This window comes from Pseudomonas cremoris (assembly GCF_014230465.1).
Map to the genome: position 1 here is coordinate 281844 of NZ_JAAXCY010000002.1, position 17063 is coordinate 298906.

The 17063-nt window shown below is 63.5% G+C and carries 19 protein-coding genes; all 19 read left to right on the plus strand.

Annotated features, from left to right (window positions below; translation table 11 throughout):
* The first annotated feature begins 274 nt into the window (after window positions 1–274).
* The 19 genes from HF257_RS04785 to HF257_RS04875 are packed head-to-tail and all read left to right on the plus strand — an operon-like array spanning window position 275 to window position 17062.
* A complete protein-coding gene (locus HF257_RS04785; RefSeq protein WP_185704945.1) occupies window positions 275–994 on the plus strand; it encodes a beta-ketoacyl synthase chain length factor in 720 nt (239 codons plus the stop codon).
* Window positions 970–1782 (plus strand): lysophospholipid acyltransferase family protein, encoded by an 813-nt coding sequence (locus HF257_RS04790; RefSeq protein ID WP_185704943.1) that lies wholly within the window; start codon window positions 970–972, stop codon window positions 1780–1782. The genes HF257_RS04785 and HF257_RS04790 overlap by 25 nt, the downstream gene beginning before the upstream one ends.
* Window positions 1760–2029 (plus strand): phosphopantetheine-binding protein, encoded by a 270-nt coding sequence (locus HF257_RS04795; protein WP_185704941.1) that lies wholly within the window; start codon window positions 1760–1762, stop codon window positions 2027–2029. The genes HF257_RS04790 and HF257_RS04795 overlap by 23 nt, the downstream gene beginning before the upstream one ends.
* Before the next feature lie 9 nt (window positions 2030–2038).
* On the plus strand, window positions 2039–2293 hold the full coding sequence (locus HF257_RS04800; RefSeq protein WP_016979215.1) for an acyl carrier protein: 255 nt from the start codon (window positions 2039–2041) through the stop codon (window positions 2291–2293).
* Window positions 2290–2835 carry a COG4648 family protein gene (locus tag HF257_RS04805; protein ID WP_185704939.1) on the plus strand — a complete coding sequence of 182 codons (546 nt, stop codon included), beginning with the start codon at window positions 2290–2292 and terminating at the stop codon, window positions 2833–2835. Before HF257_RS04800 ends, HF257_RS04805 begins: the two co-directional genes overlap by 4 nt.
* On the plus strand, window positions 2832–4502 hold the full coding sequence (locus HF257_RS04810; protein WP_185704937.1) for an ApeI family dehydratase: 1671 nt from the start codon (window positions 2832–2834) through the stop codon (window positions 4500–4502). Before HF257_RS04805 ends, HF257_RS04810 begins: the two co-directional genes overlap by 4 nt.
* The gene (locus HF257_RS04815; protein WP_185704936.1) at window positions 4495–5229 is read left to right on the plus strand and encodes a glycosyltransferase family 2 protein; all 735 of its coding nucleotides are present in this window, start codon (window positions 4495–4497) and stop codon (window positions 5227–5229) included. The genes HF257_RS04810 and HF257_RS04815 overlap by 8 nt, the downstream gene beginning before the upstream one ends.
* Window positions 5226–6161 carry an LpxL/LpxP family acyltransferase gene (locus tag HF257_RS04820; RefSeq protein ID WP_185704933.1) on the plus strand — a complete coding sequence of 312 codons (936 nt, stop codon included), beginning with the start codon at window positions 5226–5228 and terminating at the stop codon, window positions 6159–6161. The genes HF257_RS04815 and HF257_RS04820 overlap by 4 nt, the downstream gene beginning before the upstream one ends.
* Window positions 6145–7686, plus strand: a complete 1542-nt coding sequence (locus HF257_RS04825) for an HAL/PAL/TAL family ammonia-lyase (RefSeq protein ID WP_185704931.1) — start codon at window positions 6145–6147, stop codon at window positions 7684–7686. Before HF257_RS04820 ends, HF257_RS04825 begins: the two co-directional genes overlap by 17 nt.
* A complete protein-coding gene (locus HF257_RS04830; protein WP_185704928.1) occupies window positions 7679–8104 on the plus strand; it encodes an acyl-CoA thioesterase in 426 nt (141 codons plus the stop codon). Before HF257_RS04825 ends, HF257_RS04830 begins: the two co-directional genes overlap by 8 nt.
* Complete coding sequence (locus tag HF257_RS04835) at window positions 8101–8697, plus strand: outer membrane lipoprotein carrier protein LolA (protein ID WP_185704926.1); 597 nt, start codon at window positions 8101–8103, stop codon at window positions 8695–8697. Before HF257_RS04830 ends, HF257_RS04835 begins: the two co-directional genes overlap by 4 nt.
* Window positions 8687–10999, plus strand: coding sequence for an MMPL family transporter (locus HF257_RS04840; protein ID WP_185704924.1), 2313 nt, complete (start codon window positions 8687–8689; stop codon window positions 10997–10999). The genes HF257_RS04835 and HF257_RS04840 overlap by 11 nt, the downstream gene beginning before the upstream one ends.
* Window positions 11000–11032: 33 nt before the next feature.
* Window positions 11033–12280, plus strand: coding sequence for an NAD(P)/FAD-dependent oxidoreductase (locus HF257_RS04845; protein ID WP_185704922.1), 1248 nt, complete (start codon window positions 11033–11035; stop codon window positions 12278–12280).
* Window positions 12277–13011: a class I SAM-dependent methyltransferase gene (locus HF257_RS04850; protein WP_185704920.1), complete on the plus strand. Its 735-nt coding sequence runs from the start codon at window positions 12277–12279 to the stop codon at window positions 13009–13011. The genes HF257_RS04845 and HF257_RS04850 overlap by 4 nt, the downstream gene beginning before the upstream one ends.
* Window positions 13008–13490, plus strand: a complete 483-nt coding sequence (locus tag HF257_RS04855; protein ID WP_185704918.1) for a hypothetical protein — start codon at window positions 13008–13010, stop codon at window positions 13488–13490. The genes HF257_RS04850 and HF257_RS04855 overlap by 4 nt, the downstream gene beginning before the upstream one ends.
* A complete protein-coding gene (locus HF257_RS04860) occupies window positions 13487–14653 on the plus strand; it encodes a beta-ketoacyl-[acyl-carrier-protein] synthase family protein (protein ID WP_185704916.1) in 1167 nt (388 codons plus the stop codon). The genes HF257_RS04855 and HF257_RS04860 overlap by 4 nt, the downstream gene beginning before the upstream one ends.
* On the plus strand, window positions 14650–15111 hold the full coding sequence (locus HF257_RS04865) for an ApeP family dehydratase (protein ID WP_185704914.1): 462 nt from the start codon (window positions 14650–14652) through the stop codon (window positions 15109–15111). The genes HF257_RS04860 and HF257_RS04865 overlap by 4 nt, the downstream gene beginning before the upstream one ends.
* Entirely contained in the window at window positions 15108–15836 is a 729-nt protein-coding gene (gene fabG / locus HF257_RS04870) for a 3-oxoacyl-ACP reductase FabG (RefSeq protein ID WP_185704912.1), read from the plus strand. The genes HF257_RS04865 and fabG overlap by 4 nt, the downstream gene beginning before the upstream one ends.
* Window positions 15836–17062 (plus strand): beta-ketoacyl-ACP synthase, encoded by a 1227-nt coding sequence (locus tag HF257_RS04875; protein ID WP_185704910.1) that lies wholly within the window; start codon window positions 15836–15838, stop codon window positions 17060–17062. Before fabG ends, HF257_RS04875 begins: the two co-directional genes overlap by 1 nt.
* Window position 17063 lies beyond the last annotated feature (1 nt).

A 17063-nucleotide genomic window follows, 5' to 3' on the forward strand; every position in this document is an offset into this window, starting at 1 on the left:
TGCATTACTGCATCAAAGGCCTTTGGCGCTTTGGCTGTCATACGCCACCGACAAATTAAACAGAACAGTCCGACAATCCAACTCGGCTTCAGGTAAAGGACAATCTGTAAATCTTTCCAACCAAATTGTAATCAGCCTTGAACAAATCTTTACCAAAGTTTGCTAGAAGCCCACGGCACCGGGATAATGCGCGCCATTCGGCTATTGCTCCCTGTCCCGGTATTCGGGGCCAACAGCCGCACATGGAAGCCCGCAGGGGCGGGATAACTTCTCAGTGATCACTTTCAACATCGCCCAATGGCGCGCATGGGCTCCTGGGCTCGAAAGCGCGGCCGCCTGGCAGGCTTGGTGGCAGGCCCCGGTGTTGCTGCCTGCAAGCGAAGCTGCCCCCGACGTGTCATTTCTGCCAGCCATGCAACGTCGTCGCCTCAGCCGCCTGGCGCGCATGGCGTTCAGCGTGGGCTGGCCGCTGGCCGAAGGCCTGCAGGACCTGCCACTGGTGTTCATCTCCCGGCATGGCGAAACCCCGCGCACCCTCGACATCCTCAGCGACCTGGCCAATGACCAGCCGCTGTCGCCGACCCAGTTCAGCCTGTCAGTGCATAACGCAGTCATCGGCCTGTGGTCGATCCTGCGCAATGAGACCGCCGAAATGACCGCCCTCGCTGCCGCCGGTGACGGCCTGGAACACGGCATCCTCGAAGCCGCCGCGCTGCTCGATGAAGGTGCCCCAGCGGTTTTGCTAGTGATCACCGAGGAACAGCCCCCCGAGGCCTATGCCAGTTGGATCGTCGATGTGCCATTTCCCTATGCCCTCGGCCTGTTGCTGACACCGGGCGACGAGTGGCAACTGGAACTGAGCGCGGGCACTGTCCAACCCACTCAAACCCAGTGGCCCCACGCCCTGAACCTGCTGCGCACCCTGCTCACCGAGCAGGCCACCTGCCAACATGCCTGGAAGAACCGTGTATGGAACTGGCAACGCAAGCCGTAACCGACAAGCCAAGGGACGCCTACTACTGGCGCCTGTTCGCCACCGCCGCCAGCTTCTTCCTGTTTGGCGTCGGGGGCCTGTGCCTGCGCTTGCTCGTGTTCCCGCTGCTCAGTTGCCTGCCAGGCAGTGCCGAACAGCACCGTCGCCGCGCCCGCCACACCATCAGCAAGCTGTTCTGGCTGTTTATCCGTCTGATGCAACGCGCAGGCGTGCTCACCTACAGTGTTGAAGGCGCGGAAAAGCTCGGACGCCCTGGCCAGATGATCATCGCCAACCACCCGTCGCTGATCGACGTGGTGTTCCTGATCGGCCTGGTGCGCCAGGCCAATTGCGTGGTCAAGCAGAGCCTGTGGCAAAACCCCTTCACCCGTGGGCCGGTGCGTGACGCCGGCTACATCAGCAACGACGGCAGTGCCGAGATGCTCGACGCCGCCGCCGGCGCCCTGCAAGCGGGCCAGACCCTGATCATCTTTCCCGAGGGCACGCGCACCACACCGGGCGCGGCGCCTGCCTTTCATCGCGGGGGCGCCGCCATTGCGCTGCGCGGTGCGACAATCATCACCCCCGTGGTGATCAAGGTCAGCCCTACCACGCTGACCAAGGCCGAACCCTGGTATCGCATCCCAAAATGCCGCGTGCACTTCAGTTTGCGGGTGGGTGCCGATATAGAACCACAGGCGTTCGCAACACTGGGGCCCGCGCCCCAGGCCTCACGCAAGCTCAACGATTACCTGCACCACTATTTTATTAAGGAGCTCGCCGAAGATGAGCGACAGACACCGCCTTGAGCACGACATAAAGGCACTGATCATCGAGGCCCTGGGCCTGGAAGACATCAGTGTCGACGACATCGGCAGCGACCAGACCCTGTTTGGCGAAGGCCTTGGCCTGGACTCGGTAGACGCCCTGGAATTGGGCCTGGCGATCCAGAAAAAATACGGCATCAAGATCGATGCCGACGCCAAGGACACCCGCAATCACTTCACCAACGTGGCCAGCCTTGCGGCGTTCGTCACGGCCAGACAGGCAGCTTGAGACCGGACCATGCAAACTCGTGACGATATTTTCAACACCCTGCGCGATGCCTTGGTGGAACTGTTTGAACTGCCGCCGGAACGCGTCACCCTGGATGCCAACCTGTACCAGGACCTGGAAATCGACAGCATCGATGCCGTCGACTTGATCGACCACATCAAGCGCCAGACCGGCAAAAAGATCGCCGCCGAGGAATTCAAGGCAGTGCGCACCGTAAACGACGTGGTTGAGGCGGTGTACCGTCTGGTCACGCCTGCCGCATGAGTCGGCTGATCGGCCTTGGCCTGTTGTTGGCGGGGCTGCTGTACCCCTTTGCGGTGTATTACGGCACTGAACACTTTGCCCCGTGGCAATTCGGTCTGCTGCTCGGCAGCCTGTGGTTATTGCGCGCGCTCACCGGCGCTCGCCGTCCCGGCAGCCGCTGGATGGCGTTGGCGGTGATTGTGTTCTGCCTGCTGTTGGCCTGGTTCGATAACCCGCACTTGCTGCGCTGGTACCCGAGCCTGGTCAGTGCGTTCATGTTGTCGCTGTTTGGCTTGAGCCTCAAATACGGCCCGCCGATGGTGGAGCGCCTGGCACGCATGACCGATCCGGTGCTGCCACCCCACGCGGTTGTGTATACCCGCCGGGTCACCGTGGTGTGGAGTGTGTTTTTTCTCTGTAATGGCCTGCTCGCCGCTGCCCTCACCTTATGGGCGCCGCTGAGCTGGTGGACGTTGTACAACGGCCTCATCGCCTACGGGTTGATGGGGCTGTTGTTTGCCGTGGAATGGCTGGTACGACAAAGGGTTCGAGGCCGCGTATGAAAGGGTTGAAACTTGAGCACTTGCTGCTTGAGCCGTTGGAACAGCGCTGGGTCACCACCGAACCTGCGATGAATCATGCACAACTGTGGGAGCAATCCCTCAGCCTCGCGGCAGGCCTGCAAGCGCGCGGCATCCAGCGCCTGGCCGTGCACCTGGAAGACGCAGGCCTGCTGGCGGTTGCCCTGCTCGGTGCCTGGCGGGCCGGCGTCGGCGTGCTGCTGCCTGCGGACCTGCAACCCCAGACCCGCCAACGTTGGGATGGCGCGGTTGACGCCTGGTTGACCGAAGCCAGCGACCTCGACGCGCTGTATCAGGCGCCGCTGAGCCCTGCCTCGCTCGATCTGGATACCTGCCAGCTGAGCCTGTGCACCTCCGGTTCCAGCGGCGAGCCCAAGCGCATCGACAAAACCCTGCGCCAACTGGCCAACGAAGTCGACGCCCTGGAAACCTTATGGGGCCCGGACCTGAAAGACGCGTGCATCATCGGCAGCGTCGCCACCCAGCATATCTACGGCTTGTTATTCCGCGTGCTGTGGCCGCTGTGCGCCGGTCGCACCTTTGTGCGCAAGCAGTTGGCCTTCCCCGAAGACGTGCAACGCGCCAGCCGTGAACATGCACAGTTCGCCTGGGTCGCCAGCCCGGCGCTGCTCAAGCGCATGGGCGACAACCTCGACTGGCCGGCGCTGAGCCAGGTGTCGCGGGTATTTTCCTCCGGTGGCGCCTTGCCCATCGAGGCCGCCGGCGAGCTATACGACCGCTTGCAACAGTGGCCGACGGAAATCCTCGGCAGCTCGGAAACCGGCGGGATCGCCTGGCGTCAGGGCGCGCAGCCGTGGCAGCCGTTTGCCGACGTGGTGCTGAGCCAGGACGCTGACGGCGCATTGCGCATCGCCTCGCCCTACCTACCTGCCGGACACATCGAGCAGACTGCCGACGCCGCGCGTATCCACGCCGATGGCCGCTTCGAACTGCTTGGCCGGCTGGACCGAATCGTCAAGCTGGAAGAAAAACGCATCTCCCTGCCCATGCTTGAACAGGCATTGATGGCCCACCCGTGGGTCGCCGAAACACGCCTGGGCGTGGTGCAGGAAAACCGCGCCTCCCTTGGCGCCCTGGTGGTGCTGAGCGCCGACGGCCTGCATGCCCTGCGCAATCAGGGCCGTCGTTCCCTCACTCAAACCCTGCGCCAACACCTGAGCCAACACTGCGAAGCGCTGGCCCTGCCCCGTCGCTGGCGTTTGCTGCGCCAATTGCCCCTGACCAGCCAGGGCAAACTGCCCCAGGCGCACGTCGAGGCATTGCTGCTGGCGTCACGCCCCAAGGCGCCGGAAGTCTTGGAACAGGCCGAAGTCAATGGCGAATTGACCTTGCAACTGAGCATCCCGCCGGACCTGGCCTATTTCAGCGGCCACTTCCCAGTAACACCGGTGCTGCCGGGCGTGGTGCAGGTGGAATGGGCGTTCAACCTCGGCCAGCAGCTGCTCAACCTGCCGGCCCGCTTTGCCGGCATGGAAGTGCTCAAGTTCCAGCAGTTGGTGCGCCCAGGCGACCGGATCGAACTGCACCTGCGTTTCGACCAGGAGCGCGGCAAGCTGTACTTCGCCTATCGCAATGGCGTCGCTGCGTGCTCCAGCGGTCGCATTCTGTTGGAGGCCGCGCATGCATAACCCCTGCGCCCTGATCCCGGTCTACAACCACGAAGCGGCCGTACCCTCCGTGGTCCAGAGCCTGTTGAACAGCGGCCTGCCCTGCCTGTTGGTAGACGATGGCAGCAGTGCGGCCTGCGCGGCGGTGTTGGCGCAATTGGCCACCCTGGATAACGTCACCTTGCTCACCCTGCCAAGCAACCAGGGCAAGGGCGGCGCCGTGATGGCGGGTTTTCGCGAAGCCGCTCGCCTGGGTTTTACCCACGCCCTGCAAGTGGATGCCGACGGCCAGCACGACCTGCGCGACGTCATCGGCTTCCTCGATGCCTCGCGTACCCACCCCAACGCGATCATCTGCGGCTACCCGGAATACGACGACAGCGTGCCCAAGGGCCGTTTGTACGCGCGCTACCTGACCCACGTATGGGTGTGGATCAACACCCTGTCGCTGCAAATTCGCGACTCGATGTGCGGCTTTCGCGTGTACCCGCTGGCTCCCGTGCTGGCGCTGATGGACTCGGCCTACATCGGCACGCGCATGGATTTCGACTCCGACATCCTCGTGCGCCTGGCCTGGCGCAACCAACCCATGCGTTGGCTGCCGACGCGGGTGCATTACCCCGCCGACGGTTTGTCGCACTTCCGTTTGTTCCGCGACAACGTGCGCATCTCGGCCATGCACACCCGGTTGTTCTTCGGCATGCTGGTGCGTGCGCCGATGATCCTGTGGCGACGGTGGCAGGCATGAGCGACAGCACCAAGCACTGGGCCGACCGCGAGGAGCGCGGCAGCTACTGGCTGATGAAACTCACCGCCTTCGCCGCCAAGGTCCTCGGCCGGCGCCTGTTGAGCCCGGTGCTGTACGGCATCGTGTTGTACTTTTTCCTGTTTGGTCGCACCGCGCGCCAGAGCGCCTGGCAATACCAACAGCGCCTGGCGGACTGGAGCGGGCGTGATGAACTGCGCCCTACTCATCGGAGGGTCTTCGGCCAGTTCATGGCCTTCGCCGACTCCCTGCTCGACAAGCTCGACGTGTGGAACGGCAAGCTGCGCCTGGAACAGATCGAGATCAACGACCCCGCGAAATTGCGCGGGCAACTGCGAGGCGAGCGCGGGCAGATGCTGGTGGGTGCGCACCTGGGCAATCTGGAAGTGTGTCGTGCGCTGGCCGAGATTGGTGAGCAAGTCACCATGAACGTGTTGGTACACACCAAGCACGCCGAGCAATTCAACCGGTTGCTGGGCGAAGCCGGCGCGACCCATTTGCGCCTGATCCAGGTCAGCGAGCTAGACCCCGCCACCATGTTGCTGCTGAGCCAGCGCCTGGACGACGGCGAGTGGCTGGCCATCGCCGGCGACCGCGTGCCGCTGCACGGCGGGCGCACGGTGCGCGTGGACTTTCTCGGCCACGACGCCGCGTTCCCCCAAGGCCCCTGGCTATTGGCCGGTTTGCTCAAATGCCCGGTCAACCTGCTGATGTGCCTCAAGCACAAGAACCGCTACCGACTGACCATCGAGCCTTTCGCGCAATTGATCGAATGGAAACGTAACACCCGCGAGCAGGTCATAGCCCTGTGGACCGCGCGCTACGCCGCACGCCTGGGCCAGTTCTGCCTGGAAGCGCCCCAACAATGGTTCAACTTTTACCCTTTCTGGAAGACCGATGACGACGCATCTTGAGCCGGTAACCTTTGGCGAACGCCCTTTGCGCATCGAAGACGTGCTGGCCCTGGCCAACCGTCAGGCGCCTACCCAATTGCAGAGCGATGCCGCGTACCGCCAGCGCATTGCCAAGGGCGCGCAGTTCCTCGACTCGCTGCTGGACAAGGAAGGCGTGATCTATGGCGTGACCACCGGCTACGGCGATTCGTGCGTGGTGGCGGTGCCGTTGCAGCACGTCGAGGCGTTGCCGCGTCACCTGTACACCTTCCACGGTTGCGGCCTGGGTAAATTGCTCGACGCCCAAGCCACCCGCGCCGTGCTGGCCGCGCGTTTGCAGTCACTGTGCCACGGCGTGTCCGGCGTACGGGTAGAGTTGCTGGAGCGCCTGCATGCATTTCTTGAACACGACGTGCTGCCACTGATTCCCGAAGAAGGCTCGGTGGGCGCCAGCGGCGACCTGACACCGCTGTCCTACGTGGCCGCGACTTTGTCCGGCGAACGCGAAGTGATGTTCCGTGGCGAGCGTCGCCACGCCTGCGATGTGCACCGCGAACTGGGCTGGGACCCGTTGGTCCTGCGCCCCAAAGAAGCCCTGGCCCTGATGAATGGCACCGCCGTGATGACCGGCCTCGCCTGCCTGGCCTTCGCCCGCGCCGACTACCTGCTGCAACTGGCCACGCGTATCACCGCGCTGAACGTGGTGGCGCTGCAAGGCAACCCGGAGCACTTCGACGAGCGCCTGTTCGCCGCCAAGCCGCACCCGGGGCAGATGCAAGTCGCCGCCTGGCTGCGCAAGGACTTGGCCATCGATGCGCCGACCGCGCCACTGCACCGCCTGCAAGACCGTTACTCGCTGCGCTGCGCACCCCACGTCCTCGGCGTGCTGGCCGACAGCCTGAACTGGCTGCGTTCGTTCATCGAGATCGAACTGAACAGCGCCAACGACAACCCGATCATCGACGCAGAAGAGGAGCGCGTGTTGCACGGCGGGCACTTCTACGGCGGGCATATCGCCTTCGCCATGGACAGCCTCAAGACTCTGGTGGCTAACGTCGCCGACCTGCTCGATCGCCAGCTCGCCTTACTGGTGGACGTGCGTTACAACCACGGTTTGCCAAGCAACCTGTCCGGCGCCCCGGCGGATCGCGCGATGATCAACCACGGCTTCAAGGCCGTGCAGATCGGCACCAGCGCCTGGACCGCCGAAGCGCTGAAAAACACCATGCCGGCCAGCGTGTTCTCGCGGTCCACCGAATGCCATAACCAGGACAAAGTGAGCATGGGCACCATCGCCGCCCGCGATGCGATCCGTGTGCTGGAGCTAACCGAACAGGTCGCCGCCGCCACCTTGCTCGCCGCCAACCAAGGCGTATGGCTGCGCGCCCAGGCCGAAGACGCTCGCCCGCTGCCTCCAGCCTTGGCCGCGATGCATGAGGAACTGGGCAAAGACTTCCCGCCAGTGATCGAAGACCGCGCCCTGGAAGGCGAACTGCGCCTGTGCCTGCAACGCATTGCCGAGCAACACTGGAGGCTGCATGCGTAGCCCCGGCGTGCTGCATTGCGACACCGAAATCCTCGTGCCGTTTTTTGACGTCGACACCATGAACGTCGTTTGGCACGGGCACTACGTGAAGTACCTGGAAGTGGCGCGTTGCGCGTTGCTGGACAAGCTCGGCCACAACTACACGCAGATGCTGGAGTCGGGCTATGCGTGGCCGGTGATCGACATGCAGTTGCGCTATGTGCGCGGCGCCGTGTTCGGCCAGACCATCAATGTGCGCGCCAGTTTGGTGGAGTGGGAGAACCGTTTGAAGGTCAATTACCTGATCACCGATCTGGCCAGCGGCGAGCGTTTGACCCGTGCCAGCACCGTGCAAGTGGCCGTGGAAGTCGCTAGCCGCGAGATGCAACTGGCCTCCCCCAAAATATTCACAGACGCCGTCGAAAGGGCCTTGAAATGAGATTCCCTGTGGGAGCGTTAATCCTGTTGTTAAGCGTTTCAGGCTTGGCCCATGCCTTCGACCTGCAACAACTCAGTGACCAGCTTGCCAAACCCTCCGTGATCCACGGCAGCTTCATCCAGGAAAAACACCTGCGCGCCCTGCCCCAACCCCTGGTCAGCAAAGGCACCTTCGTGCTGGCCAAGGACCACGGCCTGCTGTGGCTGCTCAAAACCCCGCTGCAACAGGACTATCGCATCAGCGCCCAAGGCATTGCGCGCCGTGACGCCAACGGCTGGCAATTGCTGCCAAACAAGAGCGCAGGCGCAGAACAGAATCGCCTGTTTCTCGCTGTGCTCCAGGGCGACAGCAGCGGTTTGCAGCGTGACTTCGAACTGCAACTGCAAGGCGAAGCCAGCGGCTGGAAATTGACCCTGATCCCACGCTCGCTGCTGCTCAAGCAGGTGTTCACCCAGATCAATATCGACGGTGGCGAGTTGGTGCAAAAAATCGAACTGCTGGAGACCCAAGGCGACAGCACCGTGCTGCGCATGCAGGACAGTTCGGCCAGCCAACCCTTGAGCGAAGCGGAGCAACACGACTTTGCCCAGTGAGCGCCTGCTACCGCGCCTGTTCCTGATCCTGCTGGTAGCCGTGCTGGCCCTGGCTGGCTGGCAGTGGCGCCACGGTGCCCCGCTGTCGGCCAACCTGATGGAACTGGTGCCGGGCAACACGCCGGATGCCCTGGAACTGCAAGCCGAACAGCGCATGCAAGAGCCGCTCAACCGCGAAATGCTGGTACTGGTGGGGCATGCCGACCGCCAGCAAGCAGTGGCGGTAGCCCAGCAGTTGGGCGAGCGTTGGCAGGCCAGCGGCCTGTTTGAAAAGGTCCAATGGAACCTGCAAGCCGACTTGCCGGCGCTGCGTGAACAACTGCTGCACGGCCGCCTGGCGATGCTCTCGGCCAAGGATCGCAAGCAACTCATCGAGCAACCCGACGCGTTTATCCAGCAGCGCGTGCAGGCACTGTTCGACCCCTTCACCGGGTTCAGCCTGGTACCGAGCCAGGACGACTGGCTGGGCCTGACCGGACGCATCCAGAACAGCCAACCGCAACATGGCTCGGTGCAATTGGATATCGGCAGCGGTGCGTTGATCGCCGATGCCGACGGCAAGAGCTGGGTGCTGTTGCGTGCGCGCACCACCGGCAATGCCTTCGATATGAAACTGCCGTTGCAAGTGGCGGACCTGCTCCAGGCCAGCCGCGAACAAGCGAGCGGGCAAGGTGCGCAATTACTCGCGGCCAGCGGGCTGCTTTACGCCGCCAACGGCCAGCAGCAAGCCACGCGTGAAATCACCTGGGTAGGCGGCGGCGCCACCGTCGGCATCCTGCTGTTGCTGTTGCTGGCGTTCCGTCGCTGGCGCGTGCTGCTGGCATTCGTGCCGGTGCTGGTGGGCATGCTGTTTGGCGCGGTGGCTTGTGTGGCACTGTTCGGCCACATGCATGTGATGACGCTGGTACTGGGCTCCAGCCTGATCGGCGTGGCCGTGGATTACCCGCTGCACTACCTGTCCAAGAGCTGGAGTATGCAGCCGTGGCGCAGTTGGCCGGCGTTGCGCATCACCTTGCCGGGGCTGAGCCTGAGCCTGGCCACCAGTTGCATCGGTTATCTGGCGTTGGCGTGGACGCCGTTTCCGGCACTGACCCAGATCGCCGTGTTCTCCGCCGCCGGCCTGGTAGGCGCGTACCTGTCTGCCGTGTGCCTGCTGCCGGCGCTGCTCAAGGGTATCGAGTTGCGCCCAGCGCAATGGCCGCTGCGGATCGCTGACGGTTTGTGGCAGGTGCGAGCGTCGTTGCTCAAGCGCGTGTCAAGCCCAGTGTTGCTGGTGTTGCTGCTGCTGTTTTGCGCAGGGGGCCTGTGGCACTTGAACAGCAAGAACGATATTCGTCAGTGGATCGGTGCACCGCCGCAGTTGCTGCAAGAAGCGCAAGCCGTGGCACGCATTACCGGGTTCCAACCCACCAGCCAGTTCTTCCTGGTGCGCGCAGAGAACCAGCAACAGTTGCTGGAGCGTGAAAGCGCCCTGGGCCAACGCCTGGATCAGTTAGTGAACATGGACAAGCTCCAAGGTTATCTGGCGCTCAACCAGCTGGTCAGCCTGCCCGCCGAGCAGCAACAGGTGCGCGACGCATTGAACGCGTTGGCGCAGCACTGGCAACCACTGCTGGACCTCGGCGTCCCTGCCAGCGCCCTGCAAGCCGAGGTCGCGCAACTGCAGGCGCTGCCCACCCAAGACATCGACGCCGCATTGGCAGGTCCACTGGCCGAGCCTTGGCGCACGCTGTGGCTTGGCCCGGTAGACGGCGGCGTGGCGGCGATGGTCAGCCTGCAAGGCTTGAACAACCCGGCGCTGCTGCGGGTGCAAGCGCTAGACCTGCCTGGCGTGCAACTGGTGGATCGCCTGGGCGACTTGAACCGGGTATTTGCCAACACGCAGATCAGCGCCGCCGAATTGAAGTTGATGTCGTGCGTGCTGATCGTGCTGTTGTTGATCCTGCCGTTCGGCTTCGGCGGCGCCCTGCGCATCGTCGCGCTGCCGCTGCTGGCAGCGCTGTGCAGCCTGGCGAGCCTTGGTTGGTTGGGCCAGCCGCTGACGCTGTTCAGCCTGTTCGGCCTGCTGCTGGTCACGGCCATCAGCGTCGACTACGCGATCCTGATGCGCGAGCAGATCGGCGGCCCTGCGGTCAGTCTCTTGGGCACGCTGCTGGCGGCGCTGACGACCTGGTTGTCGTTTGGCCTGCTGGCGGTGTCCAGCACACCGGCCGTGAGCAATTTCGGCTTATCGGTCAGCCTGGGCCTGGCATTCAGCTTTATGCTGGCGCCCTGGGCCGGGCAACAGAAACACGCCTTATGAATGTGATTATCGCCAAAGCGGCAAGGAGCCCTCGTGCCCACAGTTGAAATGGAACGTCGCCAGGTGGTGGTGATTGGTGCCGGTCCGTCCGGGGCCATCGCCGCTGCGCTGTTAAAGCGCAAAGGGCATGATGTATTGATCATCGAGCGCCAGCATTTCCCGCGATTCTCGATTGGCGAAAGCCTGCTGTCCCACTGCATCGACTTCATCGAAGAAGCCGGCATGCTTGACGCCGTGCAAGCTGCCGGGTTCCAGTTCAAGACCGGTGCGGCATTCGCCTGGGGCGAGCGTTACAGCGCGTTTGATTTCAGCGACACGTTCAGCAACGGCAAGCCCACCACCTTCCAGGTGCAGCGTGGCGAGTTCGACAAGTTGCTGGCCGACCAGGCCGCGCTTCAAGGCGTCGAGATCCGCTACGGCGAAACCATCGTCGGCGTGGACTTCAAGGGCGACTGCCGCTACCTGCACGTACGCCGCGAGAACGGCAGCGAGTACCACCTCAAGGCCAAGTTCGTGCTCGATGCCAGCGGCTATGGCCGCGTGCTGCCGCGCTTGCTGGAGCTGGACTTGCCGTCTGACTTCCCGGTGCGCCAGGCGGTATTCACCCACGTCGAAGACCGCATCGAACACCCAGGCTTCGACCGCACCAAGATCCTGGTGACCACCCATCCAACGAAGCGCGATATCTGGTTCTGGACCATCCCGTTCAGCAATGGCCGTTGCTCGGTGGGTGTGGTCGCCGCCAAGGAGCACTTCGACGGCCGCGACAGCGACCTCGATGCCTGCCTGCGCGGTTTTATCGACGAGACCCCAAGCCTGTCCGGCGTGCTGCAAAACGCGGTGTGGGATACGCCGGCGCGCACCATCGGCGGCTACGCGGCCAACGTCAAAACCCTGCACGGTCCAGGTTTCGCGCTGTTGGGCAATGCGGCGGAATTCCTCGACCCGGTGTTTTCTTCTGGCGTGACCATTGCCATGCGCTCGGCGAGCATGGCCGCCGGTCTCTTGCATCGCCAGCTGACGGGCGAAACGGTGGACTGGGAAACCGAGTTTGCCGTACCGCTCAAGCGCGGTGTCGACACCTTCCGCTGCTACGTCGAAGGCTGGTACGCCGGCACCTTCCAGGATGTGATTTACCACCCCGATAGCTCGCCGGAAATTCGCCGGATGATCTGCTCGATCCTCGCCGGTTATGCGTGGGACGAGCGCAACCCGTTTGTCAGCGAACCCAAGCGGCGGTTACGGATGTTGTCGGAGATTTGTGCAGGGGATGCCGCATGAGCAGTCAGTACCTAAGTAAGAACTACGTCGAAGAAACCAAGTTCGGCTTCTGGTTCCTGCGCAGCCACACCTGGCAGCACCACGTGTTACGCGTGGCAATCAACGACCTGCGTAGCCTGTTTACCGACCCGTTGCCACAGGCACCCGTGTTGCTTGACGCCGGTTGCGGCCAGGGCAAGTCGTTCCAGTATCTGCAGCAGGTGTTCGCCCCCGCGCGCCTGATCGGCCTGGATGCCGACCCCCACAGCCTGGAGCTGAGCAAGGTCGAAGCCGCGCGCCAGGGCCTGGATATCGAGTTGATCGGCAGCGACTGCGCCACCCTCGATGTGCCGGATGCCAGCGTCGATATCCTGTTCTGCCACCAGACCTTCCACCACCTGGTTGAACAGCACCGCGCCCTCAAAGAGTTCTACCGCGTGCTCAAACCGGGCGGTTACCTGCTGTTTGCCGAGTCCACCGAGGCCTATATCGACACGTGGGTGATCCGTTGGCTGTTCCGCCACCCGATGCACGTGCAGAAAAGCGCCGAAGAGTACCTGGAGATGATCCGCGAGCAGGGTTTTGAGTTCGGCGCGCAGAACGTTTCGTACCCATACTTGTGGTGGAGCCGTTCCAGCGATTTCGGCCTGCTGGAACGCTGGGGCCTGCGCAAGGCGCCACCGGTGGGCCAACGCGAAGAAACCCTGGTGAACTGCGTGGCACGCAAGCCCCTGGCGAGCGCCACCCCATGATGCGCCTGTTGCTGATCGGCTGCCTGTTGCTGCTGAGCGCCTGCGCCAGCCAACCGCCGCTGCCCGAGAAACCCCCGGCCCTGGCTTTGCCGATGCAACTGCATGTGCAACGCCTGGCCGATGGCCAAAGCCAGGACTGGTTGTTGGTGATCCAGCGCGAAGGCGGCGGTATTCGCTGGTCGATGATGGACCCGCTAGGCATCCCACAGGCCCGGCAAAAGCTGATCAATGGCCAGTGGCAGGCCGACGGCTTGCTGCCGCCCAATCCTCAGGCGCGCGAGCTGTTCGCCGCGCTGCTGTTTGCACTGGCCTCGGCAGATGACCTGCGCGCGCTGTACCCCAACGCACAAGCCATGGACCTGACGCGCACCCTGCCCGGTCATTGGCAGATCGTGTATCAGTCTTCCGAAGTGTTCAGCGTGAACATCAGCGGGCAACCGTTGAGCTACCGCATCACGCCACTTGGGGCTGCCCAATGACCGCCTACCTCAATGCGCTCGGCGTGATCTGCGCCCTTGGTCGTAGCCAGGCCGAGGTCGCGCGCAGCCTGTTCGCCGGCGACTGCTCGGGCATGCGCGCCGAAAGCGGCTGGGTGCCGGAGCGCGTATTGCCGGTGGCCGGCGTGCACGGCGAGCTGGCGACCATCCCACCGGAACTGGGCCAGCAAAGCAGCCGCAATAACCAGCTGCTGCTGGAAGCGGCGTTGCAGATCGAGGATGACATTCGCCAAGCGATCCATCGCTACGGCGCATCGCGCGTGGGCATCGTGCTGGGCACCAGCACGTCGGGCATCGACGAAGCCAGTCGCGGTATCGCCCATTACCTGCGAGAACATCAGTTCCCGGCCGACTACGACTACCAGCAGCAAGAACTGAGCGCCCCAGCCAACTTCCTCGCCGACTGGCTGCAACTGAGCGGCCCGGCCTATGTGATCTCCACCGCTTGCACCTCCAGCGCCCGTGCGCTGATGAGTGCCCAGCGCCTGCTGGCGCTCGGGGTGTGTGATGCAGTGATCTGCGGTGGCGTCGACAGTTTGTGCAAGCTGACCCTCAACGGGTTCAGCTCGCTGGACGCCGTGTCGAACGAGCGCTGCAACCCCTTTTCGGTGAACCGTAACGGCATCAACATCGGCGAAGCGGCCGTGCTGTTCCTGATGACCCGGCAACCGGCGCCCATCGCCCTGTTGGGCAGTGGCGCCAGTTGCGATGCGCACCATATTTCCGCACCCGAGCCCAGCGGCAAAGGCGCTCTGCAGTCGATGCGCAAGGCCCTGGCCAGCGCAAAGCTTGCACCCGAGCACATCGGTTACCTGAACCTGCACGGCACCGCCACCCAGCACAACGACGCGATGGAAAGCCTGGCGGTTGCCAGCCTGTTCCCCAACGGCGTGGCCTGCTCGTCGACCAAGCCCATGAGCGGCCACACCCTGGGCGCCGCCGGAGCGCTGGAAGCGGCGTTCTGCTGGCTGAGCCTGGCGCACGGCGTCATGCCGCCGCATGTGTGGGACGGCCAGGCCGACCCGGCATTGCCCGCCTTGCAATGGACACGTACCGGTGAACCCTTGAAAAAACGCCGCCTGATGAGCAACTCGTTTGCCTTCGGCGGCAACAACGTCAGCCTGATTATCGGAGAGGCCCCATGATCGATTGGCCACTCGCTGAACTGCTGCCCCATGCCGGCGACATGATCCTGATCGACCAGGTGCTGTCGTTCGATGAAGAGCAGATTCATACCCGCGCCACCGTCACCCCTGGCGGCCTGTTCAACCGCCCTGACGGCAGCCTGCCAGCGTGGGTTGGCATCGAGTTGATGGCGCAAAGTGTTGCCGCCTACGCCGGTTGCCGCGCGCGCCAGAAAGGCGAAGCGGTGGAACTGGGCTTCCTGCTGGGCACCCGTAAGTTCGAATGCAACGTGGAGCATTTCCCGGCCGGTGCCGAACTGACCATCCACGGCCTGCGTTCGCTGGAAGACGACAATGGCATGGGTGTGTTCGAATGCCATCTCACCGGTGACGGCATCCAAGCCAGCGCTCGCTTGAACGTATTTCGACCGCCCCAGGCGGCCAACTATTTAGATGAATCGAAGGACGAAACGCCATGACTGAATCCGTACTGGTCACCGGCTCCAGCCGTGGTATCGGCCGCGCCATTGCCCTGCGCCTGGCGCAGGCCGGCCATGACATCGTGCTGCATTGCCGCAATGGCCGTGCCGAAGCCGATGCAGTGCAGGTCGAAATCGAGGCCCTGGGGCGCAAGGCGCGGGTGCTGCAATTCGATGTGGCGGATCGTGCCGCGTGCCAGCAAATCCTGGAAGCGGACGTTGAGAGACACGGCGCCTATTACGGCGTGGTGCTCAACGCTGGCCTGACCCGTGACGGCGCGTTCCCGGCCTTGTCGGAAGACGATTGGGACGTGGTAATGCGCACCAACCTCGACGGTTTCTACAATGTGCTGCACCCGGTGATGATGCCGATGATTCGTCGTCGCGCCGCTGGGCGCATCGTTTGCATCACCTCGGTTTCCGGCTTGATTGGCAACCGTGGCCAGGTCAACTACAGCGCCTCCAAAGCCGGCCTGATCGGTGCGGCCAAGGCCCTGGCCATCGAGCTGGGCAAACGCAAGATCACCGTCAACTGCGTCGCACCGGGTTTGATCGACACGGCCATGCTCGATGAAAACGTACCGGTGGAAGAACTGATGAAGATGATCCCCGCGCAGCGCATGGGCACCCCGGAAGAAGTCGCCGGCGCGGTGAACTTCCTGATGTCGGCCGAAGCCGGCTATATCACTCGCCAGGTCCTGGCCGTGAATGGAGGCCTGTGCTGATGAAGCGCGTCGTAGTCACCGGCATGGCCGGCATGACCTCCCTGGGCGGCGATTGGGACACCATCGCAGCCAACTTCCGCGCCAACCGCAGTGGCATTCGCCGCATGGATGAGTGGGACCGTTTCACCGAATTGAACACGCGCCTGGCCGGACCGATCGACGATTTTGTCGTGCCGGCCCACTGGACCCGCAAGCAGCTGCGCAGCATGGGCCGCGTCTCGCGTCTGGCGGTGTGGGCGGCGGAGCAGGCGTTGCAGGACGCCGGTTTGCTGGGCGACGAGTCGATCAAGGACGGGCGCATGGGCGTGGCCTGCGGCTCATCCACCGGCAGCACCGACGAGATCAAGGCGTTCGGCAACATGCTGCTGAACTCGGTAGCCGAGGGGCTCAACGCCAACTCCTACGTGCGCATGATGCCCCACACCACAGCGGCGAATATCAGCATCTTTTTTGGCCTGACCGGGCGGCTGATCCCCACCTCCAGTGCCTGCACCAGCGGCAGCCAGGGCATCGGTTATGCCTATGAAGCAATCAAGTTCGGCCGCCTGCCGTTGATGCTCGCTGGCGGCGCCGAAGAGCTGTGCCCCACCGAAGCCATGGTGTTCGACGCGCTGTACGCCACCAGCCTGAAAAACGATGCACCGCAGACCAGCCCGCGGCCTTACGACAGTGGCCGCGATGGCCTGGTGATCGGCGAAGGCGGCGGCATGCTGGTGCTGGAAGAACTGGAACATGCCCTGGCACGCGGTGCGCACATCCACGCGGAACTGGTGGGTTTTGGCAGCAATGCCGATGGTCAGCACACCACGCGTCCGGAGCAGAAAACCATGCGCCGCGCGATGGAGTTGGCACTGGAAGACGCCGGGCTTACCCCGGACGCCATCGGCTACGTCAACGGTCATGGCACTGCCACCGACCAGGGCGACATTGCCGAAACCCTGGCCACCAGCAGCCTGTTTGGCAGCCGCATGCCCATCAGCTCGCAGAAGAGTTTCCTCGGCCACACCCTGGGCGCCTGCGGGGCGTTGGAGTCGTGGTTCAGCATCGAGATGATGAACCGCAACCAGTACGTGCACACCTTCAACCTGGACGCCGTCGACCCACAATGCGGCGAGTTGGATTACCTGCAAGGTGAATTCCGCGAGATGCACAACGACTACGTGATGAACAACAACTTCGCCTTTGGCGGCGTGAACACGTCGCTGATCTTCCGCCGCTGGTCCTGAC

Coding starts and splice junctions, on each gene's coding strand:
- HF257_RS04790 (WP_185704943.1), top strand. CDS start 970: ATGGAACTGGCAACGCAAGCCGTAACCGACAAGCCAAGGGACGCCTAC.
- HF257_RS04795 (WP_185704941.1), top strand. CDS start 1,760: ATGAGCGACAGACACCGCCTTGAGCACGACATAAAGGCACTGATCATC.
- HF257_RS04800 (WP_016979215.1), top strand. CDS start 2,039: ATGCAAACTCGTGACGATATTTTCAACACCCTGCGCGATGCCTTGGTG.
- HF257_RS04805 (WP_185704939.1), top strand. CDS start 2,290: ATGAGTCGGCTGATCGGCCTTGGCCTGTTGTTGGCGGGGCTGCTGTAC.
- HF257_RS04810 (WP_185704937.1), top strand. CDS start 2,832: ATGAAAGGGTTGAAACTTGAGCACTTGCTGCTTGAGCCGTTGGAACAG.
- HF257_RS04815 (WP_185704936.1), top strand. CDS start 4,495: ATGCATAACCCCTGCGCCCTGATCCCGGTCTACAACCACGAAGCGGCC.
- HF257_RS04820 (WP_185704933.1), top strand. CDS start 5,226: ATGAGCGACAGCACCAAGCACTGGGCCGACCGCGAGGAGCGCGGCAGC.
- HF257_RS04825 (WP_185704931.1), top strand. CDS start 6,145: ATGACGACGCATCTTGAGCCGGTAACCTTTGGCGAACGCCCTTTGCGC.
- HF257_RS04830 (WP_185704928.1), top strand. CDS start 7,679: ATGCGTAGCCCCGGCGTGCTGCATTGCGACACCGAAATCCTCGTGCCG.
- HF257_RS04835 (WP_185704926.1), top strand. CDS start 8,101: ATGAGATTCCCTGTGGGAGCGTTAATCCTGTTGTTAAGCGTTTCAGGC.
- HF257_RS04850 (WP_185704920.1), top strand. CDS start 12,277: ATGAGCAGTCAGTACCTAAGTAAGAACTACGTCGAAGAAACCAAGTTC.
- HF257_RS04855 (WP_185704918.1), top strand. CDS start 13,008: ATGATGCGCCTGTTGCTGATCGGCTGCCTGTTGCTGCTGAGCGCCTGC.
- HF257_RS04860 (WP_185704916.1), top strand. CDS start 13,487: ATGACCGCCTACCTCAATGCGCTCGGCGTGATCTGCGCCCTTGGTCGT.
- HF257_RS04865 (WP_185704914.1), top strand. CDS start 14,650: ATGATCGATTGGCCACTCGCTGAACTGCTGCCCCATGCCGGCGACATG.
- fabG (WP_185704912.1), top strand. CDS start 15,108: ATGACTGAATCCGTACTGGTCACCGGCTCCAGCCGTGGTATCGGCCGC.
- HF257_RS04875 (WP_185704910.1), top strand. CDS start 15,836: ATGAAGCGCGTCGTAGTCACCGGCATGGCCGGCATGACCTCCCTGGGC.